Origin of the sequence: Amycolatopsis rhabdoformis (assembly GCF_035918295.1) — a bacterium.
GTDB lineage: Bacteria > Actinomycetota > Actinomycetes > Mycobacteriales > Pseudonocardiaceae > Amycolatopsis > Amycolatopsis rhabdoformis.
Map to the genome: position 1 here is coordinate 3,514,156 of NZ_CP142149.1, position 26,493 is coordinate 3,540,648.

The 26,493-nt window shown below is 71.8% G+C and carries 26 protein-coding genes; 13 read left to right on the forward strand and 13 right to left on the reverse strand.

What is annotated here, in order from left to right; all coding sequences use genetic code 11:
* Window positions 1-8 precede the first annotated feature (8 nt).
* From VSH64_RS15970 to VSH64_RS15985, 4 genes are read left to right on the forward strand one after another with little or no spacing between them, the layout of a single operon-like run.
* The gene (locus VSH64_RS15970) at window positions 9-962 is read left to right on the forward strand and encodes an NAD(P)-dependent oxidoreductase (protein WP_326836384.1); all 954 of its coding nucleotides are present in this window, start codon (window positions 9-11) and stop codon (window positions 960-962) included.
* Between the two features lie 26 nt (window positions 963-988).
* The gene (locus VSH64_RS15975; RefSeq protein WP_326836385.1) at window positions 989-2,137 is read left to right on the forward strand and encodes an acyl-CoA dehydrogenase family protein; all 1,149 of its coding nucleotides are present in this window, start codon (window positions 989-991) and stop codon (window positions 2,135-2,137) included.
* 1 nt (window position 2,138) lies between these two features.
* Window positions 2,139-2,885 (forward strand): SDR family oxidoreductase, encoded by a 747-nt coding sequence (locus VSH64_RS15980; RefSeq protein WP_326836386.1) that lies wholly within the window; start codon window positions 2,139-2,141, stop codon window positions 2,883-2,885.
* A gap of 10 nt (window positions 2,886-2,895) precedes the next feature.
* Window positions 2,896-3,978 carry a GlxA family transcriptional regulator gene (locus VSH64_RS15985; RefSeq protein WP_326836387.1) on the forward strand — a complete coding sequence of 361 codons (1,083 nt, stop codon included), beginning with the start codon at window positions 2,896-2,898 and terminating at the stop codon, window positions 3,976-3,978.
* A 15-nt stretch (window positions 3,979-3,993) separates the two neighbouring features.
* On the opposite strand, the gene VSH64_RS15990 is transcribed toward VSH64_RS15985, so the two are convergent.
* The 8 genes from VSH64_RS15990 to VSH64_RS16025 form a co-directional block, all read right to left on the reverse strand.
* Window positions 3,994-4,758, reverse strand: coding sequence for an ABC transporter ATP-binding protein (locus VSH64_RS15990; protein ID WP_326836388.1), 765 nt, complete (start codon window positions 4,756-4,758; stop codon window positions 3,994-3,996).
* Window positions 4,755-5,825 (reverse strand): FecCD family ABC transporter permease, encoded by a 1,071-nt coding sequence (locus tag VSH64_RS15995; protein WP_326836389.1) that lies wholly within the window; start codon window positions 5,823-5,825, stop codon window positions 4,755-4,757. Before VSH64_RS15995 ends, VSH64_RS15990 begins: the two co-directional genes overlap by 4 nt.
* Window positions 5,822-6,820: an ABC transporter substrate-binding protein gene (locus VSH64_RS16000; protein WP_326836390.1), complete on the reverse strand. Its 999-nt coding sequence runs from the start codon at window positions 6,818-6,820 to the stop codon at window positions 5,822-5,824. The genes VSH64_RS15995 and VSH64_RS16000 overlap by 4 nt, the downstream gene beginning before the upstream one ends.
* Window positions 6,813-7,448 (reverse strand): DJ-1/PfpI family protein, encoded by a 636-nt coding sequence (locus tag VSH64_RS16005; RefSeq protein ID WP_326836391.1) that lies wholly within the window; start codon window positions 7,446-7,448, stop codon window positions 6,813-6,815. Before VSH64_RS16005 ends, VSH64_RS16000 begins: the two co-directional genes overlap by 8 nt.
* Window positions 7,449-7,608: 160 nt before the next feature.
* The gene (gene folP, locus VSH64_RS16010; RefSeq protein WP_326837962.1) at window positions 7,609-8,499 is read right to left on the reverse strand and encodes a dihydropteroate synthase; all 891 of its coding nucleotides are present in this window, start codon (window positions 8,497-8,499) and stop codon (window positions 7,609-7,611) included.
* A 21-nt stretch (window positions 8,500-8,520) separates the two neighbouring features.
* Window positions 8,521-9,378: a methylenetetrahydrofolate reductase gene (locus tag VSH64_RS16015; protein WP_326836392.1), complete on the reverse strand. Its 858-nt coding sequence runs from the start codon at window positions 9,376-9,378 to the stop codon at window positions 8,521-8,523.
* A gap of 155 nt (window positions 9,379-9,533) precedes the next feature.
* A complete protein-coding gene (ligM, locus tag VSH64_RS16020) occupies window positions 9,534-10,946 on the reverse strand; it encodes a vanillate/3-O-methylgallate O-demethylase (RefSeq protein ID WP_326836393.1) in 1,413 nt (470 codons plus the stop codon).
* Between the two features lie 70 nt (window positions 10,947-11,016).
* Window positions 11,017-11,892: a hypothetical protein gene (locus tag VSH64_RS16025; protein ID WP_326836394.1), complete on the reverse strand. Its 876-nt coding sequence runs from the start codon at window positions 11,890-11,892 to the stop codon at window positions 11,017-11,019.
* A gap of 245 nt (window positions 11,893-12,137) precedes the next feature.
* Between VSH64_RS16025 and VSH64_RS16030 the strand changes: the two genes are divergently transcribed.
* Entirely contained in the window at window positions 12,138-12,932 is a 795-nt protein-coding gene (locus tag VSH64_RS16030; protein ID WP_326836395.1) for an IclR family transcriptional regulator, read from the forward strand.
* Between the two features lie 20 nt (window positions 12,933-12,952).
* Here the strand turns inward: VSH64_RS16030 and VSH64_RS16035 are convergent, their stop codons facing one another.
* The 3 genes from VSH64_RS16035 to VSH64_RS16045 all read right to left on the reverse strand — a co-directional run bounded on the left by VSH64_RS16035 (window position 12,953) and on the right by VSH64_RS16045 (window position 16,741).
* The gene (locus VSH64_RS16035) at window positions 12,953-13,873 is read right to left on the reverse strand and encodes an alpha/beta fold hydrolase (protein ID WP_326836396.1); all 921 of its coding nucleotides are present in this window, start codon (window positions 13,871-13,873) and stop codon (window positions 12,953-12,955) included.
* Between the two features lie 32 nt (window positions 13,874-13,905).
* Complete coding sequence (locus tag VSH64_RS16040) at window positions 13,906-15,285, reverse strand: MFS transporter (RefSeq protein WP_326836397.1); 1,380 nt, start codon at window positions 15,283-15,285, stop codon at window positions 13,906-13,908.
* A 697-nt stretch (window positions 15,286-15,982) separates the two neighbouring features.
* Window positions 15,983-16,741, reverse strand: a complete 759-nt coding sequence (locus VSH64_RS16045; RefSeq protein WP_326836398.1) for an IclR family transcriptional regulator — start codon at window positions 16,739-16,741, stop codon at window positions 15,983-15,985.
* Between the two features lie 291 nt (window positions 16,742-17,032).
* On the opposite strand from VSH64_RS16045, the gene VSH64_RS16050 reads away from it, so the two are divergent.
* The 5 genes from VSH64_RS16050 to VSH64_RS16070 are packed head-to-tail and all read left to right on the forward strand — an operon-like array spanning window position 17,033 to window position 21,121.
* Window positions 17,033-17,857, forward strand: coding sequence for a fumarylacetoacetate hydrolase family protein (locus tag VSH64_RS16050; RefSeq protein WP_326836399.1), 825 nt, complete (start codon window positions 17,033-17,035; stop codon window positions 17,855-17,857).
* Between the two features lie 25 nt (window positions 17,858-17,882).
* Window positions 17,883-19,061, forward strand: a complete 1,179-nt coding sequence (gene pabB, locus VSH64_RS16055; RefSeq protein ID WP_326836400.1) for an aminodeoxychorismate synthase component I — start codon at window positions 17,883-17,885, stop codon at window positions 19,059-19,061.
* Window positions 19,058-19,930, forward strand: coding sequence for a formyltetrahydrofolate deformylase (gene purU, locus VSH64_RS16060; RefSeq protein ID WP_326836401.1), 873 nt, complete (start codon window positions 19,058-19,060; stop codon window positions 19,928-19,930). The genes pabB and purU overlap by 4 nt, the downstream gene beginning before the upstream one ends.
* 10 nt (window positions 19,931-19,940) lie before the next feature.
* Window positions 19,941-20,786: a bifunctional 5,10-methylenetetrahydrofolate dehydrogenase/5,10-methenyltetrahydrofolate cyclohydrolase gene (locus VSH64_RS16065; protein WP_326836402.1), complete on the forward strand. Its 846-nt coding sequence runs from the start codon at window positions 19,941-19,943 to the stop codon at window positions 20,784-20,786.
* 23 nt (window positions 20,787-20,809) lie between these two features.
* The gene (locus VSH64_RS16070) at window positions 20,810-21,121 is read left to right on the forward strand and encodes a thioredoxin family protein (protein WP_326836403.1); all 312 of its coding nucleotides are present in this window, start codon (window positions 20,810-20,812) and stop codon (window positions 21,119-21,121) included.
* A 10-nt stretch (window positions 21,122-21,131) separates the two neighbouring features.
* On the opposite strand, the gene VSH64_RS16075 is transcribed toward VSH64_RS16070, so the two are convergent.
* Window positions 21,132-21,995, reverse strand: coding sequence for a sugar phosphate isomerase/epimerase family protein (locus VSH64_RS16075; protein ID WP_326836404.1), 864 nt, complete (start codon window positions 21,993-21,995; stop codon window positions 21,132-21,134).
* 9 nt (window positions 21,996-22,004) lie between these two features.
* On the reverse strand, window positions 22,005-22,721 hold the full coding sequence (locus VSH64_RS16080) for a GntR family transcriptional regulator (protein ID WP_326836405.1): 717 nt from the start codon (window positions 22,719-22,721) through the stop codon (window positions 22,005-22,007).
* A 230-nt stretch (window positions 22,722-22,951) separates the two neighbouring features.
* On the opposite strand from VSH64_RS16080, the gene VSH64_RS16085 reads away from it, so the two are divergent.
* The 3 genes from VSH64_RS16085 to VSH64_RS16095 all read left to right on the forward strand — a co-directional run bounded on the left by VSH64_RS16085 (window position 22,952) and on the right by VSH64_RS16095 (window position 26,483).
* The gene (locus VSH64_RS16085) at window positions 22,952-23,950 is read left to right on the forward strand and encodes a sugar ABC transporter substrate-binding protein (RefSeq protein WP_326836406.1); all 999 of its coding nucleotides are present in this window, start codon (window positions 22,952-22,954) and stop codon (window positions 23,948-23,950) included.
* Complete coding sequence (locus VSH64_RS16090) at window positions 23,940-25,430, forward strand: sugar ABC transporter ATP-binding protein (RefSeq protein WP_326836407.1); 1,491 nt, start codon at window positions 23,940-23,942, stop codon at window positions 25,428-25,430. The genes VSH64_RS16085 and VSH64_RS16090 overlap by 11 nt, the downstream gene beginning before the upstream one ends.
* A 114-nt stretch (window positions 25,431-25,544) precedes the next feature.
* Window positions 25,545-26,483: an ABC transporter permease gene (locus VSH64_RS16095; RefSeq protein ID WP_326836408.1), complete on the forward strand. Its 939-nt coding sequence runs from the start codon at window positions 25,545-25,547 to the stop codon at window positions 26,481-26,483.
* Window positions 26,484-26,493 lie beyond the last annotated feature (10 nt).

The following is a 26,493-nucleotide window of genomic DNA, read 5'->3' on the forward strand; positions in this document are numbered from 1 at the left end:
TCGACCGAGTGCGCCCCTCCTCCGGAACCAGGACAGCCTGGGTCCCGTTTCCCCGCGACGAGTTCGACGACCTGCCGGCCGAGCTGGACTACGTGACGTGGGACGGGGGCGCCGAGTTTCCCGCCGATCCGGCGCCGGCCGTGTTCTACGCGCATCCGCTCGTGCAGGATCCCGCGGTGATCGCGCGGCCGCTGGTGGAGATGAAGCGGCTCAGTGCGGTGCAGGCGCTCAGCGCGGGTGTCGATCACCTGCTGCCCTTGCTGCAACGCCTCCCCGGCCGGGTCACCCTGTGTACCGCGGGCGACCTGCACAGCGCGAGCACCGCGGAGCTGGCGCTGGCGCTGGTTCTGGCTTCACTACGCGGCATTCCCGATTACACCAGGGCCCAGGACGCCGGGAGGTGGCACCAGCGGACCAGTCCGTCCTTGACCGGGGCGGACGTGCTGATCGTGGGCTACGGCGCGGTCGGTGCGGCCCTCGAGGAGTTGCTCGTCCCCTTCGGGTGCGTGGTCACCCGGGTGGCTCGCACCGGGCGGCTGTCGCGTCGTGGCGCGGTCCACGCCGTGGCGCGGCTGCCCGAGCTCGTGCCGCAGGCGGACGTGATCGTGCTCGCGACGACCGCGACGCAGGACACCCGCCACCTCGTGGACGCCGGCGTTCTCGCCCGCATGAAAACCGGCGCTCTCCTCGTGAACGTGGCCCGGGGGTCCGTCGTGGACACACCGGCGCTGACCGCGGCGCTCGCCGACGGCCGGATCCGGGCCGCGCTCGACGTCACCGAGCCCGAGCCCCTGCCGCCGGGTCACCCGCTGTGGTCGGCGCCGGGGGTGGTGATCACGCCGCACGTCGGCGCGTTCACCGCCGCGCTGCGGTCGCGGGTGAAGAGCCTGGTCCAGAGCCAGCTCTGGCGCTTCGCGCGAAACGAACCGTTGCGCTACGCCGTGCCCTACCCGAGCGCGTGACCGAAGGCGGAGAAAGGACTTCTGCCATGCAGCAAGCTGTGATCGACGCGGCGCGGGCGTTGGTACCGGTGCTCGCCGCCGAGGCGGGCAACGTCGACCGAGCCCGCCGGATCACGGAGCCGAGTGAAGCAGCGCTCCGCGGCACGGGCCTGTTCCGGCTCGGGACACCGGCCCGGTTCGGTGGCATGGCGGCCGACGTCCGGACCGCGGTGGAAGTGTGCGTCGAACTCGCGCGGGGGTGTGCCGCGAGTTCCTGGATCGTGGGTATCGCGTACGGCGGGAACCTCTTCGCCGGGCAGCTCGGTGACGCCGTCCGGGAAGAACTGTGGGGAGACCGCCCGGACGCCTTCGTCTGCGGTACCGCGAACCCCTCCGGAACGGTGAGCCGCACCCCGGCCGGGTTCGTCCTGGACGGCAGCTGGCCGTGGATCTCCGGGATCCACCACGCACCGTGGACCTTGCTCGGCATCGCCTGGGGTGAAGGAGAACGGGGCCTCGCGCTGGTGCCGACCGCGAAACTCGACACGATCGACGTGTGGCACGTCGCGGGGATGCGCGGAACGGGGAGCAACACGGCCGTGGCCACGGAGCTGGCCGTCGACCATGACTGGGTCGTCTACCTCACCGCGATGGCGGAGGGCCGCTACCGCGACGAGCACCCGGACGAACCGCGGGTGACCTTCCACCTGTCCATCAACCTGCCGCTGGTCGGAACCTGCGTCGGCATCGCGGCGGCCGCCTTGGAGAGCGTGACCGGGGCCGTGGCCCGGGGCAAACGCCTCACTTCACCCCTGTACGCGACGGTCGCCGAATCGCCGGCGCACCAGGTGAACGTCGCCGAGGCGGCGATCCTGATCGACACCGCCCGGCTGCACCTGGCCCACGCGGCGGACGAGGTGGACGGCCACGCGCGGGCCGGGCGCCGACCGGACGCGGCCGCTCGCGCGCGGCTGAGGATGAGCGCGAGCCACGCCGTGCGGTGCGCTCGCGAAGCCGTGAGCGCTCTGCTCGACACCGCGGGCGCCGGCAGCTTCGCCGACAGCTCGGTGCTGCAACGGACGTGGCGCGACCTCGAGACCGCGTCCCGCCACGCCGCGTTCAGCACCCAGACGAGCAGCGAGTTCTACGGCCGGGTGCTGCTGGGCGTCGGCCTGCCCGCCGGCCCGGTGCTGTGAGGTGAGCGTGGAACAGCGCGTGGCCCTGGTCACCGGAGCGGGGCAAGGGATCGGTGCCGCCATCGCGACCCACTTGCACCGGTCCGGCTCGCTGGTGGCGTTGCTCGACCGCGACGAGGAATCCGTGCGCGCGGTGGCCACCGGACTGAACCCCGACGGCACGACGGCGCTGGCGGTGCGCGCGGACGTCGACCGGATCACGGAGCTCGAGAGCGCGGTCGAGCTCGTCGGTTCGCGGTGGCACGCGCCGGATGTGCTGGTCAACAACGCCGCCCGGACGGTGGCCGGTTCCGTGTGGGACATCGCCCTCGACGAGTGGGACGGCGTCCTCGCGACGAACCTGCGCAGCGTGTTCGCGTTGACGCGGCTCTGCGCCGCCCCGATGCGCGAACGCGGGTGGGGACGCATCGTGAACGTCGCCTCACTGGCCGGCCAGCAGGGCGGAACCGTGGCCGGCGCCCACTATTCGGCGGCCAAGGCCGGTGTCCTGGTGCTCACGAAGGTGTTCGCCCGGGAGCTCGCGGCCTTCGGCGTGACAGTGAACGCGGTCGCCCCGGCTTCGGTGCGGACGCCGGCGATGGACGCGCTCCCGGCCGGACGGGCGGACGAGCTCGCGGACGCGATCCCCGTCGGCCGGCTCGGCGAACCCCACGAGGTGGCTTCGCTCGTCGGTTATCTGGTGAGCGACTCCGCCGGGTACCTCACCGGGGCCACCGTGGACATCAACGGCGGATCGCTCATGCGCTGAGCACGGCGCGATGAACGAGCCGACCGTACAGCAGCACCACACCATTGTGGACGATGGATTTCCCGACTACGCGGAAGAGGAACCGATGGCAGTCTCCGGAGTACTGGGCGGGCTCGAGCGCCACCGAGTGGCGATCCTCGTGCTGCCGGGTACCGTCGGCGTCGATCTGGCCATCCCGCTGCAGATCTTCGGTCCGTGGCCGGCCTACGTCGCCGCGGAAGCGCCGGGACTGCGCAACCCGTACTCGGTCACGCTCACCGGGCCCGAGCGGGAACCGCCGATCGGGGCCGGGCTGGTGGCGACGCGAGTCGAGCCGCTGTCCGATTTGGACCGAGCGCACACGATCATCGTTCCGGGACGGCAGCCGGTGACCGGATCGCTGCCACCGGAAGTCCGGGCCGCGCTGCGGAACGCGGCCGATCGGGGCGCCCGGATCGTGTCCCTCTGCATCGGCGCGTTCGTGCTGGCCGCGGCCGGGCTGCTCGACGGACGACCCGCCACCACCCACTGGCAGTGCGCCGAAGAGCTGCGCCGCCGGTACCCCTTTGTCGACGTGCGGGAAGACCGGCTGTACGTCGACGACGGGCAGATCCTCACCTCGGCCGGCTTGCTCGCGGGCGTCGACCTGTGCCTCCACGTGCTGCGCACCGACCTGGGCTCCGCCGCGGCCGACACGATCGCCCGCTTCCTGGTCAGCGCCCCGCACCGCGAAAGCAAGCAGCCGCAAGTGCTCCGGCGGCCGGTGGGGCTCGCCGACCGGTCGCTCGAGTGCACCCGCCAGTGGGTGCGGGAGAACCTGACCGACGCGCACACCCTGACCACGATCGCGGCACACGCCGGCGTGAGCGTGCGAACGCTCACCCGCCGCTTCCAGGCCGAGACCGGGATGACGGTGATGGGCTGGCTGACCGGCCAGCGCGTGGCCGAGGCCCGGCGGCTGCTGGAGACCACGGACCGCCCGATCGGGTTCATCGGCCGGGAAGTCGGCTTCGGCTCGGACGAGATGTTCCGCACCCACTTCACCGGCGCGACCGGGACCACGCCGGCGCGCTACCGGCGCGCGCACCGTCCCCTGACCGCGGTGCCGGCCTGACCCGCACCACCCCGTTCACAGTGCGTGCAGCAGGAGCCTGGCCGCACCCGTCACCGGATCGTCGACGAGCGAACCGCCGACGCCGAACACCTCGCCGAGCAGGCGCGGTTCGAAGACATCGCGCGGCGGACCCGAGCGACGGACCCGTCCTTCGGCCAGCACCAGCACCGTGTCCGCGTACTGGGCGGCCAGGTCCAGGGAGTGCAGGGCCGCGAGCACGGTGACCCCGGCCGCGGCGGCCAGCTCCAGCACGGCGATCTGGTGACGCGGGTCCAGGTGGTTCGTCGGTTCGTCCAGCACCAGCAGGCGGGGCCGTTGCGCCAGCGCGCGGGCGAACAGGACGCGCTGCCGCTCACCGCCGGACAACGTGGCCAACGACCGGTCCGCCAGCGGTCCGCACCCACACCGCTCGAGCGCCTCCGCCACGATCGCGGCGTCCGCCGGCCCGAGCCGGGCGAAGGGGCCGTGGTGCGGATAGCGGCCGAGCGTGACGGCTTCCCGCACCGAGAAGTCGAACCCGCCCGCCTGGTCCTGTCCCAGCACACCGACCGCCCGGGCGACGTCGCGCCGCGGCGCCCGCCACAGGTCGTCGTCACCGAGCCAGACCGCGCCCGCCGAGGGTTTCAGCGCTCGGTACACCGTCTTGAGGAGCGTCGACTTTCCGCTGCCGTTGGGCCCGACGAGGGCGACGAACTCGCCTTCCGCGATGGTCACCTCGACCTCGCTCACGGCGGGGACGTCCGTGTAGCCGGCTGCAACGCCGGCGAATCGGAGCTTCACGTGAGCCCCGCCGTTCCGGTCGCGCTGCGGCGCAGCACCAGCAGGAAAACGGGAACGCCGAACACCGCCGTCAGGATCCCGATCGGCGTCTCGGTGGGCGCCAGCACCACGCGCGCGGCCGTGTCCGCCCAGACCAGGATCAGCGCGCCGAGCAGCGCCCCGACCGGCACGGCGCGGCGGTGGTCGGCTCCTACGAGCAGCCGGGTCAGGTTGGGCACGACCAGGCCGAGGAAGCCGATGCTGCCCGCGACCGCCACGGCTGTGCCGGTCAGCAGCGTCACCAGCACCAGCAGCACGAGCCGCAGACGCGAGGAGTTCAGGCCGAGGGCGGCCGCGCCGTCGTCTCCGAGGACCAGGAGATTCAGCCGGCTCGACCCGGCCGCCGCCGCCACGATCAGGAGCCCGATCGCGACCGCGCCGACCGAGGCGAGCGGCCACTGAGTGCCGGCCAGGCTGCCCAGCAGCCAGAACAGGACCTGCTGCTGGGCGTTGGAGTTCTGCGTCGTGAGCAGCAGGAATGAGACCACGCCGGACAACAGCTGGGCCAGCGCGATCCCGGTCATCACCAACCGGGCCGGCGGCGTGCGGGAACCGTTGCGCGCCAACGCGAACACGAGCGTGGCAGCGGCCAGCGCCCCGAGGAACGCCGCCACCGGAACGGTCAGGACGCCGAGCACCGCCGACCCGGCGGTCGTGAGGACGAGCACGGCGCCCACCGCCGCGCCGGACGACAAGCCCAGCACGTACGGATCACCGAGCGGGTTGCCGGTCATCGCCTGCGTGAGCAACCCGGCCACGGCGAGTCCCGCGCCGACCGCCGCGCCCTGCAGCACGCGGGGCACGCGCAGCTCCCACACGATGAAGTCGTACCGCCCGGCCGGTCCGGCGCCGCCGAGGTGGCGCGTCACCGCGTCGACCACGTCACCGACCGGCACGGCGACCGGGCCGATGCCGATCGCGATGACCATCGACGTCAGGAGCACCACGATCAGCACCACCGCCAGCGCCCACAACGGCGCCCGGCGCAGCACCGGAACCCGCTCGCGCGCGGAGGCCCGCACCGTCATGCGGCAGGCCGCTTCAGCAGCTCCGCCACCGCGTGGACCGCTTGCCCGGTCAGCACACTCGGGGTGAGCGCGGTGCTCTGCGGGATCACGGCGATGCGGTTCTCGCGGACCGCCGTCGTCCCGGCCAGCAGCGGACTGGCGCGGACGCCCGCGAGCAAGTCCGCGTCCGAGGATTGCGCGAAGCCGGACAGCACGACGATCGCTCGGGGATCGCGCACGGCGATCTCCTCCGCGCTCAGCCCGGCGAACGCGGCCGGGACGTCCTCGGCGAGGTTGCGGCCACCCGCGGCCGCGACGACCCCGTTCACCAGGGTTCCGCCGCCGCGCGTGGACACCGGGGTGCCCGGAGCCGGCACCCCGGTCAGAACCAGGACCGGCGCCGGCTCATCTTCGCGAGCCGGGGCGCCGGCGTCGGCGCGGATCCGCCGGACCAACCTCTCGCCGGCCTCCGGCACGCCGAGCGCGGCGGCCACCTCGGTGACGAACTTCGTCGTCTGGTCGATGCCCCGGACGGGTGCGGGCTGCGTCTGGCAGGCCGCGAGGGCTTTCACCCCGGCTTTCTCGAGCACTTCTGCCGACGGGGTGCCGTCGAATCCGCCGAAGCTGAGGTTGGAGGTGCCGACCGCGAGGTCGGGATGTGCGTCAAGCACCTTCTCCGTACTCGCGCGGCGCGGATCGAGCACCGGGATGCGGTCGAGCTTCGCGCGTTCTGGCGGGCCGAACGGCACGAAGTAGTCGGTGGCGGAGGTCCCCACGATGCGGTCACCGAGCCCCAGCTCGACGACGATCGCGGCCGCACCGCCGTCCATCGTCACGATCCGGTTCGGCGGCGCGGTCAACACCGGCGGAGCCGGGCAGGCCGGCGCCGGGCGTCCGCCGGCGACCGCGCTCGAAGGGGGCGTCGGCAGATCGGCCGCCGCGCCGGCGCCGCACGAGGCGGCGAAGAAGCACCCGGCCAAGGCGGCCACGGCGAGGGAGTGCCGACGATCAGGCACGAGGCTTCCCCTCGCCGGCAGGAACCGCGGCGGGCCGGAACCGCTCGTACTCCAGGACCTTCGCCGCCCGATCCGCCGCGGCGCGCCCCGCGATCCGCTCCACCAGCCACAACCCCAGGTCGATGCCACTGGTGATACCACCGGCGCTGATCACGTCACCGGCGTCGACCACGCGCTCGGTGACCACCGTCGCGCCCATCCCCCGCAGCCGCTCCAGCGACGCGTGGTGCGTGGTGACCGCACGACCGCCGAGCACCCCGGCCCCCGCCAGCAGCAACGCCCCGGTGCACACCGAAACGAGCGTGGTGCCCGACGCCATCGCCTCGGCGAGCGGGCCGTACCAGGCACCGCTGGCCAGCTGGGCACCCACGCCCGAGGTCCCCCCGGCCCCACCGCCGGGCACCACGAGGTAGTCGGCCCCCGGCCGGTACACACCGGCCGGCACGATCCGCACGCCGTGGTTGGTCACCACGGACTCCTGCGCGGCGAGCGTCACGGTGGCGACCTCGAGCGCGGCCCCACCCTTGCGCGCGATGCCGAGCGCTTCCAGCGGGCCGAACACGTCGAGGTCGTCGCAGCCATCGAAGAGGACGAGATCCACCCGGACCGGGCGGTGGGATGCGGTCATGCCCCCGATCCTCACGCGCCCGGTTCGAAACGGACACCGTCGGCGCGGTCGAGTTTCCCCGGGATCGGGCCAACTCCGGCCCAGGGCTTACGTTCGAGAAGTCGGCGCGGGTCAACCCAATCTTTCGTGCCCTTGACCACGGATGAGGTTCACCCGGACATCAGACATCCAGGATTCGTCCACAGAGGTCACCCGCGGCGGCACCGGACACGGCGAGAGCCGCCGCCACCCGTACCGCGACGGCGGACGCCGCGACGTCGTGGACGCGCACCGCGAAGGCGCCGCGGGCCGCAGCCAGGGTGGAGATCGCGGTGGTCGCGTGTTCGCGGCCCGGGCCGCCGCTGGGGCCGAAGGCGGCGAGGAAGGACTTGCGCGACGCGCCCACGAGCACCGGCTGACCCAGCTCGTGCAGGGCGTCGAGGTGGCGCAGGATCTGCCAGCTCTGCTCCGCGGTCTTCGCGAAGCCGAGGCCGGGATCGAGCACGATGCGCTCGGGCCGCACGCCGGCGGCCGTGAGGGCGGCCAGGCGGTCGCGCAGTTCGGCGACGACCTCGGTCACCACGTCGCCGTAGTGGGAGTGGGCGGCCATGTCGGCGCTGGGAGCCCGCCAGTGCGTGGCGACGTAGGGCGTGCCGAGCTCGGCCACGCACCGGGCCATCGCCGGATCGGCTCGGCCGCCGCTGACGTCGTTGACCAGGACCGCGCCGGCGTCGACGGCCGCGGCGGCCACGGCCGAGCGCATGGTGTCGATGCTCACGCGCACCCCCGCGCCGGCGAGTTCGCGCACCACCGGCAGGACCCGCGCGAGCTCTTCGGCGAGCGGGATCCGGGCGGCGCCCGGCCGCGTGGACTCGCCCCCGACGTCGACGAGGTCGGCCCCGGTGGCGGCCAGCTCGAGTCCGTGGTGGACGGCCGCGGCCACGCTGCGGTGCCGGCCGCCGTCGGAGAACGAGTCGGGGGTGACGTTGAGGACGCCCAGCACCAGGCAGCGCGAACCGGCGGCCGGGCCGAACGCACTGTCCGGCGCCGCGAGTCCACAGTGGCCGATCATCGGCATCGCCCGTCCTTCGGTCTACTCGCCGGCGATCCGGCGCTGCCAGTCGACCGTGACGTCGACCTGGTTGAAGGTGAACACGTGCAGGCCCTCGATGCCGAGCTCCGGCGACGTCAGCCGCTCGCCCAGCTCGTGCAGGAGGTTCTCGGGCGCGTACGACCGCCCGAGCAGCAGCCCGCCGACCATGCCGTGCTGCTTGGTCAGGTACCGCAGCGACTGGCCCACGCCGATCTTCAGCGACAGCTCCACCAGCCGCGCCGTGCGGATCGGGGCCGCGAGCCCGATCCGCAACGGCAGCCCGACACCTCGGGCCCGCACGTCTTCGAGCCACCGCAGCAGCGCGACGCCGTCGAAGCACAGCTGGCTCACCAGGTAGTCGGCGTGCACCTGCTTCGCCAGCAGCGCCTCCGTGAGCCGCGCCGCCGCGATCTTCGGGTGCCCCTCGGGGTAGCCGCCGACGCCGATGCGCCGCACACCGTGGTCGAAGTCCTGCAACGCGTGCAGCACCTCGACCGCGCTGGAGAACCGGCCGACCGGTTCGTCGCCGTCGCCGCCGATCACGAACAGCTCGTCCACGCCGAGGTCCACGACCCGCGCCACGAAGCGGCGCAGCGCGCGCTCGTCCTCCACCATCCGCGCGGCCAGGTGCGGCACGACCCGGTAGCCGTTCGCGACGGCCGAGGCCGTGTGCGCCACGGTGCGGTCGAGGCCGAACTTCGGGGAGCAGGTGATCGTCACGGTGGTGCCGCGCGGCACGGCGGATACCTTCGCTTCCGCGCCACGCAAGGGAATCACCTCGAGCGAAGCCGCGCCGATCAGCCGCGCGACCCGGTCGCGGGCCGCGGCGGTTCTGTCCTCATCGGAAATGCTGGTCATCACACCTCACCGGAAGTGGTCGCGAGCAGGGCAGCACAAAACAAGGCAGCACAAAGCAAGCAGTGCCGGGCAGGACGGAGCGAGGGGCGCGCGGGCAAAGGTCGGGGTCGCGCACCCCTCGCGGCTCAGAGGTGACTCCGGACGGGAGCCGCCCGTCAGGACGAGACGGCGGCCTCGGAACGCCAGCCGTGGCGGTAGGTCTCGCGCGCCATGGCGGTGTAGGGCGCCGGGCTCACGATCGCGCGGACGGTGATCTGCTCGTGCGGCTCCACGGTCACCTTCCGGGTGCCGCCGCCGGGTTCGCCCCAGACCACGCGCACCTCCGCGCCGAACGGCACGTCGGGATCGACCGTGGCCAGCGAGATCGCCTCCCGGCCGAACGGGCTGTAACCGGTGTAGAGCGACAGGCCCACGGTCCGGCCGTCGGCGTCGTGCACGGTGTCGAACGTGGCCGACCCGTAGGTGGTCAGCGGCAGCTCGAACAGCTGGTACGCCGGGCCGTCGCGGTCCACCGGCGACGCGAGGATCTTGGCGACGTCCTCGGCGTGCCACGCCAGCGTGACCTTGCGCCGCTGGGTGGCGGGGTCGATCGCGCGCAGGGCGTCGCGGCCCACGAAGTCGTGGTCGAACTTCACGTGGCCGCCGTACCCGAGGTCCCAGGGCGTGAGGTAGTAGTCCTCGATGTCGTCGGAGACGAAGCTGCCGGCGAGCGCGTTCATCGCCTCGTACCCGGTGGCGGGCAGCCATTCGCGGTAGGCGCGCAGCTCGTCGCCGGTGTAGATCGCCGGCAGCGAGGAAGGGATCCACCCCGACTCCAGCGCGCTCACGCCGTAGGCGCGGGCGCCCACTGGCTCGAGGCCGAACTCGCGGCCCGCCTCGAGGATGGTCTCGCGGATCCGGTCGTAGCTCTCGTACGGTCCCCACAGCTCGAGCCCCGGCGCACCGGCCATGCCGTGGCGCAGGGTGCGCACCCGCTCCCCCGCCACCGTCAGGTGGCTCAGCCGGAAGAACTTCAGTTGTTCGACCGGTCCGCCGTTGAGCTTCTCGATCACGTCCCACGCGCGCGGCCCCTGGATCTGGAACCGCCACACGTCCCGCTTCACGGCCTTGCCGAACGTGCGCGGCGAAGACCGTTCGTCGCGGCGCACCTCGACGTCGTAACCCTGGCCCGCCCGGAACGTGAGCCAGTTGCACACCGGCGCCCGGCCGACGAACACGAACTCCGCCTCGCCGAGCCGGAACAGGATGCCGTCGCCGATCACGCCGCCGCTCGGGCCGACCGGCACGAACTGCTTGGCCGAGTCGACGGGGAAGTTCGCGAAGCTGTTCACGCCGGTGTCGGCGAGCAGGCTCAGCGCGCCCGGCCCGGACAGCCACAGGTTCACCATGTGGTGGGTCTGGTCGTACATCACCGCGGTGGTGTGCCAGGCCTTCGCCTCGCGGCGGAAGTTGGTGAACTCCGCGGGCACCACCGGAAAGCCGTAGGCCGGCAGCTGCGAATTGCGCAGCAGCTCGACGGTGTTGCCCGCCGCGTCCAGCACGTCCTGCAGGCTCTTGTTCGTGTTCATGCTTCCCTTTCGTCCGTGGTTCGCGCGATCCGGTGGCGGGCCTGGCGGGTGAAGCGGTTCGGCTCCGGCGTCAGCACCCGCACGCGACGTCCAGTTCGTTCTCCCGCCCGGCCAGCCCTTCGCCTTCGGCCATGTGCTTGCGCACGCGGGCGCGGTGGACCTCCTGGCCCTCGGCCTCGTAGAGCTTGCGCACGTCGTCCTCCCACGAGCGGTCGACCGACCATTGCTGCGGCAGGTCCGTGATGTGCCACGGCCGCACGGGTTTCGCGGCGACCTCGAGGGTCGTCTGCAGCACCGAGCGCTGCATCTCCGGGTGGTTCGGCCGGCCGACGGTGGCCCCGAGCGGGAAGTCGGCGAACACCGGCCGCGCGGGCTTGAACGCCTCGGCCATCTCCCGCAGCGCCGTCATCGTCACGCACGGAATGCCCTTGGCCTCCAGCGCCCGCGAGATCAGGTGCGTCGCGCGGTGGCAGGCCGGGCAGAACGGCACCATGAGCATCAGGTCCACCCCCTGCTCCGCCACGACTTCGGCGATCGCGGGCGCGGTCTGCTCGGCCAGGCCGCGGTACTTCGTGATCGAGCCGAGCATCGAGACCGCCGCCGGCGCGAGCTCGCCGAACACGCCCCGCGCCTGCAGCTCCACGAGCCGGTCGCGGGGGAAGACGACGTTGAGGTCCTCCAGCGCGAAGCTGCGGATGGGCGAGGGGTGGTCGAACTCGAGTTCGGCCACGGGCACGTCCAGCGGGACCATCCGGAAGGTCAGGTCGTTGACCGGCTGGAACTTCCGCTGCGTCGGCAGGTGCGCGCCGACCGTGGCGAAGAGCCCCAGTCGCGCCTGCGACAGCGGGATGTCGAACGGCGCCGGTTCGACCGGCGTGAAGTCGGGCAGCTCGGCGAACTCCGAGAAACCGAAGCCGCTCATCATTTCCACGTAGCTGAAGGGCATTTGCTCACTCTCCGGGTTCCGAAACGGCAGTGGCGCACCGACGGGGATCGACCGTAAGCCGTCCCGATTTGACGCACACAAGTCCTGTTTTCCGGGACGGACTCAGCGTGCGTCCCGCTCTGTCGCCTGTCAAGACACCGCCCACCAGCCTCGGCACACTCGGCTGGGGCCACCGGAAAGCGACTGTGCCAGCGCGAATTCGCGAGACGGGACAAGGCGTGTCGACGTGCGGTAGGGTGTCCCGCATGTCAGGACAGAATTCCGTGAAAGTGCGCCGTGAACGCAACAGCACGGCCGATCGGGCCCTCGACATCCTGGCGATGTTCAGCGACGAGCAGCCGGTGGTGAGCGGGGCGCTGGTGGCCGACCGGCTCGGTGTCGGGCGCTCCACCGGCTATCGGTACCTGCAGTCGCTCGTCTCCGCGCGGTTCCTCGAAGACGCGCCCGGCGGCGGGTTCCGCCTGGGGCTGCGCATCCTCGAGCTGGCGCGCCTCGCCCGCAAGACCTACGGCCTGTCCGAGGTCGCGGCCCCCGTCCTCGACGAGCTCGCGCAGGACACGGGCGAGACCGTGATCCTCACCCGGCGCAACGGCGACCTCGTGGTGTGCGTCGACCGCGCCGAGTCCTCGCGCCAGCGCGTGCGCATCTCCTACGACCGCGGCACCGTGCTGCCGGTGAACGCCGGGGCGTCCGCGACGGTCCTGTTCGCCTGGACCGAACCCGAGCAGGTGCGGGAACTGCTCGCGCACACCGAGCTCGAAAAGTTCACCGACCGCACCGTCACCGACGTCGACAAGCTCGTCGAACGCCTGGCCCAGATCCGTTCCGACGGCTACGCGGTCGCCCGCGCGGAGGTGGACCCCGACATCGTCGGCATCGCCGCGCCGATCTGGGGCACCCGCAAGGGCGAGGTCGTGGCCGCGCTCAGCGTGGTCGGGCTCGGTTCGCGCATGCCGGCCAAGACCGAGCGGGCGCTGATCGCCAAGGTACGCCTGGCCGCGGCCCGGATCAGCGAGCAGCTCACCGTCGTCGAGGACTGACGGACCGGCGGGCCGGGTGCTCACGACCCGGCCTTGAGGTGCGTGGCGAGGAACTTCGCGACGCGTTCGGTCACGAGTTCGGGTTTCTCCAGGTTCGTGTAGTGCCCGGCGCCCTCCACCCACTGCAGTTCGGCGTCGGGGAAGCACGCCGTGGCCGGCAGCTCCGGGTGGTCGAAGTAGTAGGTGGGCTGGCCGTCGTCGCGGTCGCCCTGCAGCAGCAGCACGGGGAAGCGCATGTTCGGGAAGAGCCGGATGCGGTCGAGCCGCTCCTTTTCGAACGTCGAGGCCTGGTAGTACCGCACCACGGCGTCGGCGATGCCCGGGTAGCTCATTTCGCGCGCCAGGATTTCGAGCTTCTCCTCCGGCACGTCGTTCTTCAGCATCGCCTTGAGGCGGAAGCGGAAGTAGAGGTCCGGGTCGCCGAACAGGTAGGGCCCGAAGAGCGGATCGGCGAAGTAGCCGGCCTGCCAGGAGTACTCGGCGCGCCACACGTGGCAGACCTGCTGCAGGCGGACGTAGCAGCGCACGCGGTCGGGGTGGTTGCCGCCCAGGTAGTCGGCGAGCACGGTGCCGCGGTCGTGCGACACGATCGCGAAGCGGTCCAAGCCGATCTGGTCGAGCAGCGCGAGCAGTTCCTCGGCGGTGTTCTCCCAGCGCCAGTCGCCGGGGCTCTTGTCACTCTGGCCGTATCCCTTCAGGTCCACGGCCACGAGGTGGTAGGTATCGGCGAGGGCCTCGATCTGCGGCTCCCACGAGCGCCAACTCTCGGGATTGCCGTGCAGCAGCACCACGGTGTCCGCGCTCGGGTCGCCCGCCGTGACGTAGTGCCAGCGGATCGGCGCCACCGCGCCGGGCGCCTCCTCGAAGTGGTGGGTGACCTCGACCGCGCCAAGGGTCTCCCGCTGGCCGTCCTCGTTGGGGACCGTCGTACGCCGGGGCATGCTGTTCTCCTTCGAACCCGATGTTCTTGCGTTCAGGCATTCGTGTCTTCGACGGCCGGAGCGGCCGGGTTTTTCGAATCGGCTTCGGCCCGGCGGCGCGACGCCGAGCCCAGCGGTGCGACGGCGATCGCGGCCAGCACCATGGGCACCGCGGCGGCGGCGATGATGCTGGTGGAGGCGAGCCCGGCGGCGAGCAGCGAACCGCCGAGCGTCGGGCCGATGATGGAGCCGACGCGGCCCGCGCCGCTGGCCCAGCCGACGCCCGTGCCGCGCGCCGCGGTGGGGTACATCGCCGCCGCGGCCGCGTTCACGCCGCCCTGGCAGCCGATGATCCCGAAGCCCGCGAGGAAGATCGCGCCGAACAGCACCGGCGGCTGATGCGTGCTCACCGCCGCGACGACCGCGAACACCGCGGATCCGAGGTACCCGAGGGCGAGCAGCCGGTTGGCCCGGCCCCGGCGGTCGATCAGCAGGCCGAGCACGATCGCGCCGACGAACCCGCCGAGGGTGAACGTCGCGGTCGCCGCGACCGCGGTGCGCGAGGACAGGCCGGCCTGTTCGAACAGCGCCGGGAGCCAGCTGAGCAACAGGTACACCGCGAGGAAGTTCATGAACCCGGCGATCCACACGAGCGTGGTCCCGAACGCGCGGCCGTCGGTGAACAACGTCGCCACCGGCGAGCGCCGGATCGTTTCTTCCGGCAGCACAAGGGAAACGCGCTCGTCCACGACCGCGTCCGGCGCGACGCGCGCCAGCAGCTTGCGCGCCTCGGCGACCCGTCCGCTCGTGAGGAGGAACCGGAGCGAGTCGGGCAGGCCGACGGCCATCACCACGAACAGCACCAGCGGCAGGATCCCGCCGACCGCGAAGATCGAGCGCCAGCCGTAGGCCGGGATCAGCGCCGCGGCCACGACCCCGCCGAGGAACGACCCCAGGCCCAGCGACCCGACGAGGATCATGATCACCGTGGAGCGGATCCGCGCCGGCGAGTACTCGGCGGCGAGCGCCAGCTGCGTCGCGATGGTGCCGCCCATGCCGATGCCGGCCAGGAACCGCAGTGCCGCCAGGCTTCCGGCCGACGTGCCGGCCACCACGATCAGCACGGTCCCGACGCCGAACACGAGCGTGCCGACGAGCAGCACCCGCCGCCGCCCGAACCGATCGGCGGCGAGCCCGAAGGCCCCGCTGCCGAGGAACATCCCGACGAGCGCACTGGAGAACACCAGCGCCAACGCGCCGGGCCCCAACCCGAACTCCTTCGCGACGCCCGGCGCCGCGTACCCCATCGCCTGTGAGTCGAACCCTTCGAGCAACGCCAGGCAGAAGCAGATCGCGAGCACCCGCTTCTGCACGCCCGACCACCGCGGGCGATCGAGCACCGCCGCGACGTCGACAACCGGTGAACTGGCCATGATCCGCTCCTCCGTTGGGTGATCACGGGACGCCGACGCCGTGCCGGCCCGGCCTCGGCGGGCGGCTGCGGAACCCTCGGCTGTTCGCAGAGCAGAATCTGGATTCTGCTGAGCAACAAGGTTGCACGGGTGGGGGGCCTTGTCAACGAACTCGCGACCCGGTCTTACCGGCGGATTTCCCCTGGGCGGACACGGATCACGGCGCGACCTGCACAGTCTTGTCCCGAAATGCGGTATGGGGTTCCCGAATTTCACGTCAGTGGGGGCAGGGGGAGATGATCTTTCGTGAAGCGTCCGGAGGTGCGCGGCGGGTGTGGTGCGGTGGGTTTTGCGCTCGCTGTCGGGCCTGAGGGGCGCGGCATTCGCCGAGGTCACCGCCGGCGAATTCGCGCGGCCCCGTAGCGTCCAGTGCCACACATGGCCTAGTTCACGGCTCAGCCAATCGGGTGCACGCCGTCGGGCCCGAAGGACACGGCGTTCGCTGTGGTCATCGGCCGTCGATTCGCGCGGCCTTCGGACATCAGAAGCAGCAGGCGCCCGGATTGCGGCTCAATCGATCGCCGCGCGCTCGCCAGCAGACCTGATGGACGCGGCGTTCGCCGAGGTCACCAGCCCCCGATTCGCGCGGCAGCGTGCCGCCGAAAGCAGCAGGCACCCCAGAAAAGTGCAGCTACGGCTCGCGGTTCGGCCGGCGGCGTCAGCTCTCCGCGGAACTCTCGTCGATCACCGACCGCAGCAGTGTGCCGACGCGGGTGATCGCGGCTTCGTCCGCGCGGACGCTCGGCATCGCGACGGACAGGGCCAGGTTCATGGCGCTCGTGCGGCCCGGGAGGACCGCCGAGATGGCCACCAGGCCGGGCTCGCTCTCCTGCTCGCTCGCGGAGAAGCCGCGTTCGCGCACCGTCGCGAGCTGGGCGCGCAGGGCGGTGAGGGTTGCGACCGTGTGGGGGGTGACCGGAGTGAGGTCGGGGTCGGGGAACAGATCCGCGACCTGGGCGTCGGGCAGGGCGGCGAGCAGGGCCTTGCCGCTGGCGGTGGCGTGGGCGGGGAGACGATTGCCCACCCGCAGGCCGGCCCGCAGGGCGCGCGTGCTTTCGATGCCGTCGATGAAGGTCACCTGGCGGCGGTTGAGCATGACCAGGTGGATGGTCTCGTCGATGGTCGCCGACACCCGCTGCATGAGGCCCTGCGCGCGGTCGGTGATGCGCAGCCGCCGGGCCACGCCGATGCTGAGCTCCAGCAACGCCGGGCCGGCCACGTACTCCTTGGACTGGGGCGCCTGGTCGGCGTAGCCGTACCAGGCGAACATCGCCATCAGGCGGTGGGCGGTGGACCGCGTCACCTCGAGTTCGGCGGCCACGTCCGAAAGGGACAGCGACTCGGTGTCCTTGAACATCGCCAGCAGGCGCAGCGCCCGGTCCACGGACTCGATGGGGTACTTGGGGACTTCGGACACCGGCCAGACCCGCCCGTCGATCGAGGTGGGACACGACGCCCGGAAACCGCGATTTTGGCGCTCGAGCCCCCAGAACTGCGTTTGTGTGCTGCCCGACGCTACACCGAGCCGGATCGGTGTCAACCGTTGACGGGTCGCGACACGGCATCGTACTGTCCCGATTAACAGCATCACTGTCCCGACTTTCGGGACTCGACGGAAGAACCCGAGTCTCCGCCCGCGGCCTCGGCCGGTCCGTCCACTCCGGACTCGGCCACCTCACCCACGACCACGAAGGAACCCGCTGACACCATGGCCTACGCCACCTACGAACTCCACGGGCAGCGCCGCGTCGGCCGGGTCGACGGCGATCGCCTGATCCCGCTCGCCGGCGTCGAGGAGCTCGGCCTGCACACCGACGTCGGGACCCTCGCGCACGCCCATGAGCTGCCGGGCGAAAGCGTGGCGGTCGACGACGTGTACCTGTGCCCGGTGGTGCCGGCGCCGGACAAGATCGTCTGTGTGGGCCTCAACTACCTCACCCACGTCGGCGAGACCGGCCGAGACCTGCCGACCTACCCGGTGTTCTTCACGAAGTTCGCGTCCAGCCTCCTCGGCCCGCGCGACGACCTCGTGCTGCCGCCCGAATCGTCGCAAGTGGACTACGAGGCCGAGCTCGCCGTGGTCATCGGCCGCCCCGGCCGCCGGATCCCGCGCGAGCGCGCGCTCGACCACGTGCTGGGCTACACCGTCGCCAACGACGTGACGATGCGCGACTACCAGTACAAAACCCACCAATGGCTGCAGGGCAAGGCCTGGGACCACTCCACTCCCCTGGGCCCGTACCTGGTCACGCCCGGCGAGGCCGACCTGTCGGCCGCCGGGATCCGCACGGTGGTGTCCGGCGAGAAGCTGCAGGAATCGGACCTCTCGAAGCTGATCTTCGACATCCCGGCGCTGATCTCGACCGTCTCGGAGTTCACCACGCTGCTGCCCGGCGACGTCCTCCTCACCGGCACGCCCGGCGGGGTCGGCTACCGCCGCGAGCCGCAGCGGCTGCTCGCCGACGGCGACGTGGTCACCGTGGAGGTCGACGGCGTCGGCTCGCTGACCACCCGCGTCCGGCGGGAACCCTGACACCCCGGGAGAAAGGACGGCCGCCGTGCGCGCCACCACCGCGTGGGGCCGGTTCGACGACCTGCGGGCCGGCGTCGCGAGCCGGTTCACCGATCTCGCCGCGGAACTCGTCGCGATGACGCCGCAGGAGGTCCCGCAACTGCTGGCGGAAGTCGATTCCGCGACACGCGCAGGCTGGTGGGCCTTCGGCTTCGTCTCCTACGAAGCGGCGGCCGGGCTCGATCCGGCGCTCGCCGTGCACGAGCCGGTGGCCGGCCTGCCGGCGGCGTGGTTCGGGCTCGTCGCGCGACCGGAACGGGTGCCGGTGATCCGGCCGAGCGGGCGGCAGGGCTGCTTCGTCGGCGACTGGGAGTACGCGTGGAGCGAGCGAGAGCACCGCGAAGCCGTGGAGGCCGTGCGCGCGCACATCGCCGCCGGCGAGGCCTACCAATGCAACCTGACCACGCGGATGACCGCGCCGGTGAGGGGTTTCCTGCCCGGCCTGTACGCGGATCTCGCCCACGCGCAGGCCGGCGCGCACAACGCCTACCTCGACCTCGGCCGCTTCACCGTGGTGAGCGCCAGCCCCGAGCTGTTCTTCGAGCGCAGGGGCGAGCGGCTGGTGATGCGGCCCATGAAGGGCACAGCGCCACGCGGACGTTCGGTGGCCGAGGACCGAGACCTCGTGGCCCGGCTGCGGGCCAGCGCCAAGGAGCGGGCCGAGAACGTGATGATCGTCGACCTGGTCCGCAACGACCTCGCGCGGCTGGCGGTCACCGGCAGCGTGGCGGTGACGCGGTTGTGCCGCGCCGAGCGGTACCCGACGGTGCACCAGCTGACTTCCGAGGTCACCGCCCGGGTGCGGCCGGACGTCGACCTCACCGCCCTGTTCCGCGCGCTGTTCCCGTGCGGCTCGGTCACCGGCGCGCCGAAGCACCGCGCCATGGAGATCCTCCGTGCGCTCGAGCCCGAGCCCCGCGGTGTCTACTGTGGAGCGATCGGCGTCGTGGGTCCCGAGGGTGCCCGGTTCGGCGTCGCGATCCGCACGGCGCTCGTCGACCGCGACACGGGCACGGCCCGCTACGGCACCGGCGGCGGGATCACCTGGGGCTCCACCCCGCGCGCCGAATACGCCGAGCTGCAAGCGAAAGCCGCCGTCCTCACCGCCCTGCCCACCACCGGCGCCGACCGTCGGCCGGTGCCCACCAAGGAGGCTCGCCCGTGACCGGATCGATCATCGCCGAGGACTACGGACGGCTCATCGTGCAGGGAGCCGACCGGCCCGGCATCGTCTCGCGCGTGTCGACCGTGCTCGCCCACCACGGCGCCAACGTGGTCGCGCTCGACCAGTCGACCAGCGACCCGTCCGGCGGCCGGTTCTTCCAGCGCACCGTGTTCCACCTGCCCGGCCTCGGCGCGAAGCTCGCCGAGCTGGACCAGGCGCTGGAGGACGAGCTGTCGGGCGAGCTGGGGCTGACCTTCCGGCTCGTGGAGGCCCGGCGCCGCAAGCGCGTGGCGATCCTGGTCTCGCGCGCCGACCACTGCCTGCTCGACCTGCTGTGGCGCCGGCGGCGCGACGAGCTGCACCTCACCGTGCCGATGGTCATCTCCAACCACCCCGACCTCGGCGACGACGTACGCGGGTTCGGCATCCCGTTCTTCCACGTGCCGGTGGAGAAAAACGACAAGGCCGCCGCCGAGAAGGAACACCTGAACCTGCTCAAGGGCAACGTCGACCTGGTCGTGCTCGCCCGCTACATGCAGATCGTGTCCGGCGACTTCCTGGCCGAGGTCGGCGTGCCGGTGATCAACATCCACCACTCGTTCCTGCCGGCGTTCGTGGGCGCCGGGCCCTACCAGCGGGCGAAGGACCGCGGCGTGAAACTCGTGGGAGCGACGGCGCACTACGTGACCGAGGACCTCGACGAGGGACCGATCATCGAGCAGGACGTGATCCGCGTGTCCCACCACGAATCCGCCCAAGACCTGCAACGCAAGGGCGCCGACGTCGAGCGGCTCGTGCTCTCCCGCGCCGTCGCGTGGCACTGCGACGACCGCGTGATCCGCGACGGCAACTCCACCATCGTCTTCTAGGAGCCCGGACATGACCGCGAAGATCCTCGACGGCCGGGCCACCGCGGCCGCGATCCTCGACCGTGTCCGGGAAGACGTCACGGCGTTCGCCGCCGCGCACGGCCGGGTGCCAGTGCTCGCGACGGTGCTGGTCGGCGACGATCCCGCTTCGCACACGTACGTGCGCATGAAGGCCGCCCGGTGTGCTGCGGCCGGGATGCGCTCTCGGCGCCTGGAACTCGACGCGAGCCTGTCCACCACCGAGCTCGTGGCCCGCATCCGCGAGCTCTCCGCCGACCCGGCCGTGGACGGGATTCTGCTGCAGCACCCCGTGCCCGCGCACCTCGACGAGCGCGCGGCTTTCGAGGCGATCGACCCGGCCAAGGACGTCGACGGCGTCACCCGGACCTCCTTCGCGCGCACAGCGTTCGGCGAAGGCGGCTTCACCTCGGCCACGCCCGGCGGGATCCTCGCGCTGCTGGACGCCTACGACCTGTCCGTGGCGGGCAAACACGCCGTGGTGGTGGGGCGCAGTCCGATCCTCGGCCGGCCCGTCGGCATGCTGCTGCTCGCCCGCGACGCCACGGTCACCACCTGCCACTCCCGCACCGAAGACCTCGACGCGCACGTCGCCCGCGCCGACGTCGTGATCGCCGCCGCCGGCCGCCCCGCCCTGATCCGCGGCGCGTGGATCAAACCCGGCGCGATCGTCGTCGACGCCGGCTACGCGGGCAACACCGGCGACGTCGAGCACCCCGCCGCGGCCGACCGCGCGGCCTACCTCACCCCCGTGCCCGGCGGCGTCGGCCCGATGACGATCGCGACCCTGCTCAGGCAAACGGTCGAGGCCGCCATCCGCCACGAATCCACCCGGTGACCTCCCATCCGAAAGGACATCCGATGCAGAAGATCGACACCGCCGGCTTCGACACGGCGATCTCCGCCACGCCCCGCACCTTGGTGCTCTTCACCGCCCCGTGGTGCACCGTGTGCCGCAACCTCGAACCCGACGCCCGCCAGTTCGCCGAAGACAACGCCTGGAACGTCACGGTCCACCGCGTCGTGATCGACGACGACCCCGGCCTGGCCACCCGCTTCGGCGTCCAGTCGGTGCCGTCCGCGCTCCTGTTCGTGGACGGGGAGCCGGGTGCGCTCATCCAGCCGCGGCGGGCCGGTGATCTGGCCGAAGCGGTGGCAAAGGCGTTGAGCTGAAGGGAGCCCTTCAGCGAGTCGACGCCAGCAGCTCCGCCGCCGCAGCCGCGGCCTGCTTCGTCGCGGTGCGCACGTCCAGGGTGCGGTGCTGCCGCGACATCATCTCCACGCCCCACGGCCCGGTGAACCCGAGGCGGCGCAGGCACTTCACGAACGACGCGACGTCGAAGTCGCCCTCGCCGCAGTAGAGGCGGTTGTCGAAGGTGTCCTCGAAGAGGGTTCCGGTCACGGTCTCGTGGCCGTCGTCGAGCTCGACGGCGAAGACGTGATCCGGCGGCAGGAGGCGTTCGAGGTCCGCGTACGGCGTCGCGCTGCGGTGGATGTGCCAGATGTCGACGAGGAGGCCGCCGGCGGGGTGCGCGAGGTCGCGCACGAGGTCCGCGGCGGGCGCGATCGTGGGCATCATCGAGAAGGCCGCGGGTTCCAGGGCGATGCGGGTGCCCGCCGCTGAGGCGGCGTCCGCCAGCGCGGCGAACTCCGCGCGGAGGCGGTCGGGCTCGCAGGTGTCGCCGGCCTGTCCCGCGCCGGCCTTGAGGTGGGAGGCGCCGAGCACCCCGGCGGCGTGCAGGAGGTCCGCCCGCACCGCGTCCGACCGCTCGCGCCGCGCGCCTGAGCACCACCAGTCATCGAGGTACTCCAGCTCGACGGTGGTGATGCCGTGCCGCTCGAATTCCCGGGCCAGTGCGGGGAACCCGAGGCCGTCGCGAACGGCGACGAGGTCGGTGTGGGTGATGCCGAACCCGGTGAACCCGGCTTCGGCGGCGGCCGCCACGCGGTCGCGGACGTCGAACGGGCTCCGGTCCCCGTTGCGCTGCGGCATCACGTCGCCCGCCGAGGTCCAGCAGGTGCTCAGCAGGGCGTCGGTGTGCGGCATGGCGTCCCCTCAGTCGATGGACACTTCTTTCCGAGCCGGATCCAGCTTGTCGACCAAGCGGTCCATCACGTTGCGGATGTGGGTGTCCACGGCCTCGCCCGTGGCGTGCGGGTCGCCGGCCTCCATCGCCTCGAGGATCGCCAGGTGCTCCTTGTAGGCCAGTTCGGTGTGCTCGTGGAACTGCCCGGCCCAGTTGATCGTGCGCTGGATGTGCCCGCGAAGCCGGTGGATGTGGTTGACCAGCAACGGGTTGCCGCAGTTGAGCACGAACAGGTCGTGGAACTCGAAGTCGGCGACGTTGAACGGGGCGAGGTCGCCCTTCCCGATCGCCTCCCCGATCCGGTCCATGCGCACGTGCATGGCGGCGAGGTCTTCCGGCGGGATCCCGGTCGCCGTCTGCGCCGCGGCCACCTCGAGGGCCCGGCGCACCGTGTAGACCTGCCGCACGAACTCCACCGACAGCGCCGGCACCGTGAACCCGCGCGGCCCGGAGATGTCCAGCAGGCCCTCGTCCTGCAGGCGGCGGATCGCCTCGCGCAGCGGAGAGCGGCTGATCGAAAAGCGGCGGGCGAGATCATTTTCACTGAGCACCGCACCGGGTTCGAGCTCACCCGACACGACCCAGCCCTTCAACGTGGCGTACGCCTGGTCCGCCAGCGAAGGCGCCCGTTTCGGCGCGTTCTCGTCGATCCGCATCGAGTCCCACCGCACAGTCGGCTCGCTCACGTGCACCCTCCCGTTCCACCCCAGGTCTCGCCCCGGCGTCTCGATGCTCTTCAGGCGACGCCGGCCGCTCCCGGCGGGTGTATTGACACCCTCTGAGCACGACTCTAGCGTAATCGGTCGACAGGCGACAGGCGCCCGTCGTCATGGTCCCCCCAAGGCGGCGCCCCACCGTCGGTCGACAGCCGACCAGGAGACGCGAAGTCCTGATCACTCTCGGCAAAGGAGCCCGGATGAGAAACCTTCGTTCGCTGGTGACGACCGTGGTGAGCGCGCTGGCCGTGTCGGCGGGACTGGTTGCCTGTGGTGAATCGTCCGGCGGCGCGTCGGGGGTCACCATCGGTTACTCGACCTACACGCTGTCGAACCCGTTCTTCGCCGGCATGCAGAAGGGCCTGCAAACCGGCACCCGGAAACACGGTTACAAGCTGGTCACCACCAACTCGAACGGCGACGCCGCGCAGCAGGTCACCGACATCCAGAACATGATCAGCCGCGGCGTGAACTACGTCCTCCTGTCGCCGGCCGACGGCAAGGCGATCACGCCCGCCGTGGCCGCGGCCGACTCGGCGAAGGTGCCGGTCATCTCCATCGCCGACAGCGTCGTCCCGCCGATCACCGCCACGATCACGATCGACGACGTCAAGGCCGGCAGCGACGCGGTCGACCGGATCGCCGCGGACCTGACGGCCCGCAAGGGTTCGGCGACCGGCACGATCGTCGACATCCAGGGCATCCTGGGCACGCCGTCGGCGGCCCGGCGCGAACTGGGGTTCCGGCAGCAGCTGGCCCACTACCCTGGCCTGCGGGTGGCCGCGGCCCAGGACGGCGGTTACGACACCGCGAAGTCCAACTCGCTCATGGTCGACATCCTCCAGGCGAACCCCCAGATCGACGCGGTGTTCGCGGCCAACGACGCCGAGGCCGTCGGCGTGTCGGCGGCGATCAAGGCCCAGGGCCGCTTCAAGCCGGTGGGCGACCCCGGCCACATCATCGTGATCGGCGTCGACGGGTCCAAGCCCGCCATCGCCGACGTGCGCGCCGGCGTGCAGGACGCCAGCATCAGCCAGAACCCCATCAAGATGATGGAAAAAGCGGTGGACACCGTCGCCGACCTCGAGGCGCACAAGTCCGTGCAGAAGCAGATCGACTGGCCCTCGGCGATCATCACCCTGGACAGCATCGACTCGCCCGAGGTGAAGAACTACGGGATCTGGTCCGATGAAGTCTGAGGCCGCCGCGCCGGTGGTGGAGTTCCGGGGGGTCTCGAAGACCTACCCCGGGATCCGCGCCCTGCACGACGTGTCCCTCACGCTCACGCCGGGCACCGTCACCGCCCTCGCCGGGGAGAACGGGGCCGGCAAGTCGACCTTCATCAAGCTCCTCTCCGGCGCGGAAAAAGCCGACTCCGGCCGGATCCTGCTGCGCGGCCACGACGTGCCCGGCACCCCCGGCGCGGTGATCGACGCCGGGGTGAGCGTGATCTACCAGGAGCTCACCGACGTGCCGGACATGAGCCTGCTCGACAACCTCGTGCTCGGGCGTCAGCCGGCGCGCCTCGGCGTGGTGCGGCGAGGCGCGGCCAAACGGGCCGCGCGGGCCGCGCTCGAGCGGGTGGGCCTGGCCGGCCTGCCGCTGGACCGCCCCGTGCGCCGGCTTTCGCTGGCCCAGCGGCAGCTCACCGAGATCGCCCGCTGCCTCGCCCGGGACGCGAGCGTGCTGGTGTTCGACGAACCGACCTCGGCACTGTCCGAAAAGGACACCCGGGTGCTGCTCGAAACGATCAAGTCCCTGCGCGCCCAGGGCATGGCGATCCTGTACGTGAGCCACCACCTCGACGAGCTGTTCGAGATCGCCGACGAGATCGCGGTGCTGCGCGACGGCGAGCTCGTCGGGGCCGGCCCGGTCGGCGAGTGGGACGAGCCGCGCCTCGTGCGCACGATGCTCGCCAAGGACATGGCGCACGCCTACCCGTGGCACGATCGGCCCGTGGGCGAAGACCGCCTCCGGGTGCGCGAGCTCGACGCGCCCGGCGTGAAGCAGGCGACGCTGCAGGTGAAGCGCGGCGAGATCGTCGGCCTGGTGGGCCTCGCCGGCGCCGGGCGCACCGAACTGCTGAAGGCCGTGGCGGGCCTGTCCCGCCGCTCGGGCGGGAAGGTCGAGGTGGACGGCCGTCCCCTTCCCACGCGAGCGCACCAGGTGGTGCGCCGCGGCGTGATCTACGCCCCGGAAGACCGCAAGGCCGAAGGCCTGGTGCTCGACGCGTCCGTGAGGGACAACCTGTCCTACGGCGTGTACCGCTCGTTCGCCCACGCCGGCTGGGTGCGCCGCGGCCAGCAGGACCGCCTGGCCCGGGAGGCGATCGCCGGGTTCCGTGTGAAGGCCCGCGACCCGAGTCAGCCGGCGGGCAAGCTCTCCGGCGGCAACCAGCAGAAGATCGTCCTCGCGCGAGCCGCCGCCCACACGCCCAAGGTGCTGCTGCTCGACGACCCCACCCGCGGCGTCGACGTGGGAGCGAAGCCCGGCATCCACGAACACGTGCTCGCCCTGGCCGAGTACGGCGCCGCGGTCCTGATGACCAGCTCCGACACCGACGAGGTGCTCGCGATGGCGGACCGGGTCTACGTGCTGCGCACCGGGCGGGTCGTCGGCGAACTGCGCCGCGCCGAGTTCGACCGGGAACGCGTGCTCCGGCTGGCCGCCGCCGGCTGACCCCTGACTCACCTGTGAAAAACACGGAAGGCCACCATGGTGATCACGAGCTCCACGGAAAAGCCGGGAAAGACCCGCCGGCCCGAGCCACCCCCGTCGAGCGTGCTCCGCAGAATGGCCGGGAACTCCCGGACCCCGATCATCATCGCGCTGGTGCTGGCGTGCGTCGCGATGACCCTGCTGTCCGACAACTTCCTCTCCAGCCGCAACCTCACGAACATCCTCACCCAGTCCACTGTGGTCGGCATCGCCGCCGTCGGCGCGACCCTGGTGATCATCACCGGCGGCATCGACCTCTCGGTCGGCTCGAACGTCGCGCTGTCGGGCATGATCGCCTCGCAGCTCGTGAACGGCGGGACGGCCGGCTTCCTCGGTGTCGTGGTCTGCCTGGTGGTGGCCGCCGGGATCGGCGCGTTCAACGGGTTTTCGGTGGCCTGGCTGCGCTTGGCCCCATTCATCGTGACCCTCGCCGTGCTCGGGATGGCGAGAGGCCTCACGTTGCAGCTGAGTCAGGGGCAAAGCGTGTACGGGCTGCCGAGCGGGCTCACCTGGCTCGGCGGCGGCACAGTCGGCGCGGTCCCGGTGCCCGTGTTCCTGTTCGCCGCGATGTTCCTGGTCGGGCACCTGGTCCTCTCCCGCACCACGCTCGGGCACCAGATCTACGCGGTCGGCGGCAACCGGCAGGCCGCGCGACTGAGCGGGATCCCCGACAAACGCGTGCTCTTCTACGCCTACCTGATCGGCGGCGCGTGCGCGGGGCTCGCCGCGCTGGTGCTGGTGGGCCGGCTCGGCGCCGCCATCCCGACCGCCGGCAACGGCCTGGAACTGCAGGTGATCGCCGCGGTCGTGATCGGCGGCACCAGCCTGTTCGGTGGCAAGGGCACCATGGTCGGCACGCTCATCGGAGTCCTCCTGATCGGCGTCATCAACAACGGGCTGACGCTGCTCAACGTGAGCCCGTTCTGGGTCCAGTTCATCCAGGGCGCGCTGATCCTCGCGGCCGTGCTGCTCGACGCCTTCAACCAACGCCGGCTCTCGGTCGCCGACGCCTGAGCCCTGGTCC

Coding starts and splice junctions, on each gene's coding strand:
- VSH64_RS15995 (WP_326836389.1), bottom strand. CDS start 5,825: ATGACGGTGCGGGCCTCCGCGCGCGAGCGGGTTCCGGTGCTGCGCCGG.
- VSH64_RS16015 (WP_326836392.1), bottom strand. CDS start 9,378: ATGACCAGCATTTCCGATGAGGACAGAACCGCCGCGGCCCGCGACCGG.
- VSH64_RS16070 (WP_326836403.1), top strand. CDS start 20,810: ATGCAGAAGATCGACACCGCCGGCTTCGACACGGCGATCTCCGCCACG.
- ligM (WP_326836393.1), bottom strand. CDS start 10,946: ATGAACACGAACAAGAGCCTGCAGGACGTGCTGGACGCGGCGGGCAAC.
- VSH64_RS16030 (WP_326836395.1), top strand. CDS start 12,138: ATGTCAGGACAGAATTCCGTGAAAGTGCGCCGTGAACGCAACAGCACG.
- VSH64_RS16095 (WP_326836408.1), top strand. CDS start 25,545: ATGGCCGGGAACTCCCGGACCCCGATCATCATCGCGCTGGTGCTGGCG.
- VSH64_RS16005 (WP_326836391.1), bottom strand. CDS start 7,448: ATGACCGCATCCCACCGCCCGGTCCGGGTGGATCTCGTCCTCTTCGAT.
- VSH64_RS16075 (WP_326836404.1), bottom strand. CDS start 21,995: ATGCCGCACACCGACGCCCTGCTGAGCACCTGCTGGACCTCGGCGGGC.
- VSH64_RS16035 (WP_326836396.1), bottom strand. CDS start 13,873: ATGCCCCGGCGTACGACGGTCCCCAACGAGGACGGCCAGCGGGAGACC.
- VSH64_RS16085 (WP_326836406.1), top strand. CDS start 22,952: ATGAGAAACCTTCGTTCGCTGGTGACGACCGTGGTGAGCGCGCTGGCC.
- VSH64_RS16090 (WP_326836407.1), top strand. CDS start 23,940: ATGAAGTCTGAGGCCGCCGCGCCGGTGGTGGAGTTCCGGGGGGTCTCG.
- VSH64_RS16040 (WP_326836397.1), bottom strand. CDS start 15,285: ATGGCCAGTTCACCGGTTGTCGACGTCGCGGCGGTGCTCGATCGCCCG.
- VSH64_RS16025 (WP_326836394.1), bottom strand. CDS start 11,892: ATGCCCTTCAGCTACGTGGAAATGATGAGCGGCTTCGGTTTCTCGGAG.
- VSH64_RS15985 (WP_326836387.1), top strand. CDS start 2,896: ATGAACGAGCCGACCGTACAGCAGCACCACACCATTGTGGACGATGGA.
- VSH64_RS15975 (WP_326836385.1), top strand. CDS start 989: ATGCAGCAAGCTGTGATCGACGCGGCGCGGGCGTTGGTACCGGTGCTC.
- VSH64_RS16050 (WP_326836399.1), top strand. CDS start 17,033: ATGGCCTACGCCACCTACGAACTCCACGGGCAGCGCCGCGTCGGCCGG.
- folP (WP_326837962.1), bottom strand. CDS start 8,499: ATGATCGGCCACTGTGGACTCGCGGCGCCGGACAGTGCGTTCGGCCCG.
- VSH64_RS16065 (WP_326836402.1), top strand. CDS start 19,941: ATGACCGCGAAGATCCTCGACGGCCGGGCCACCGCGGCCGCGATCCTC.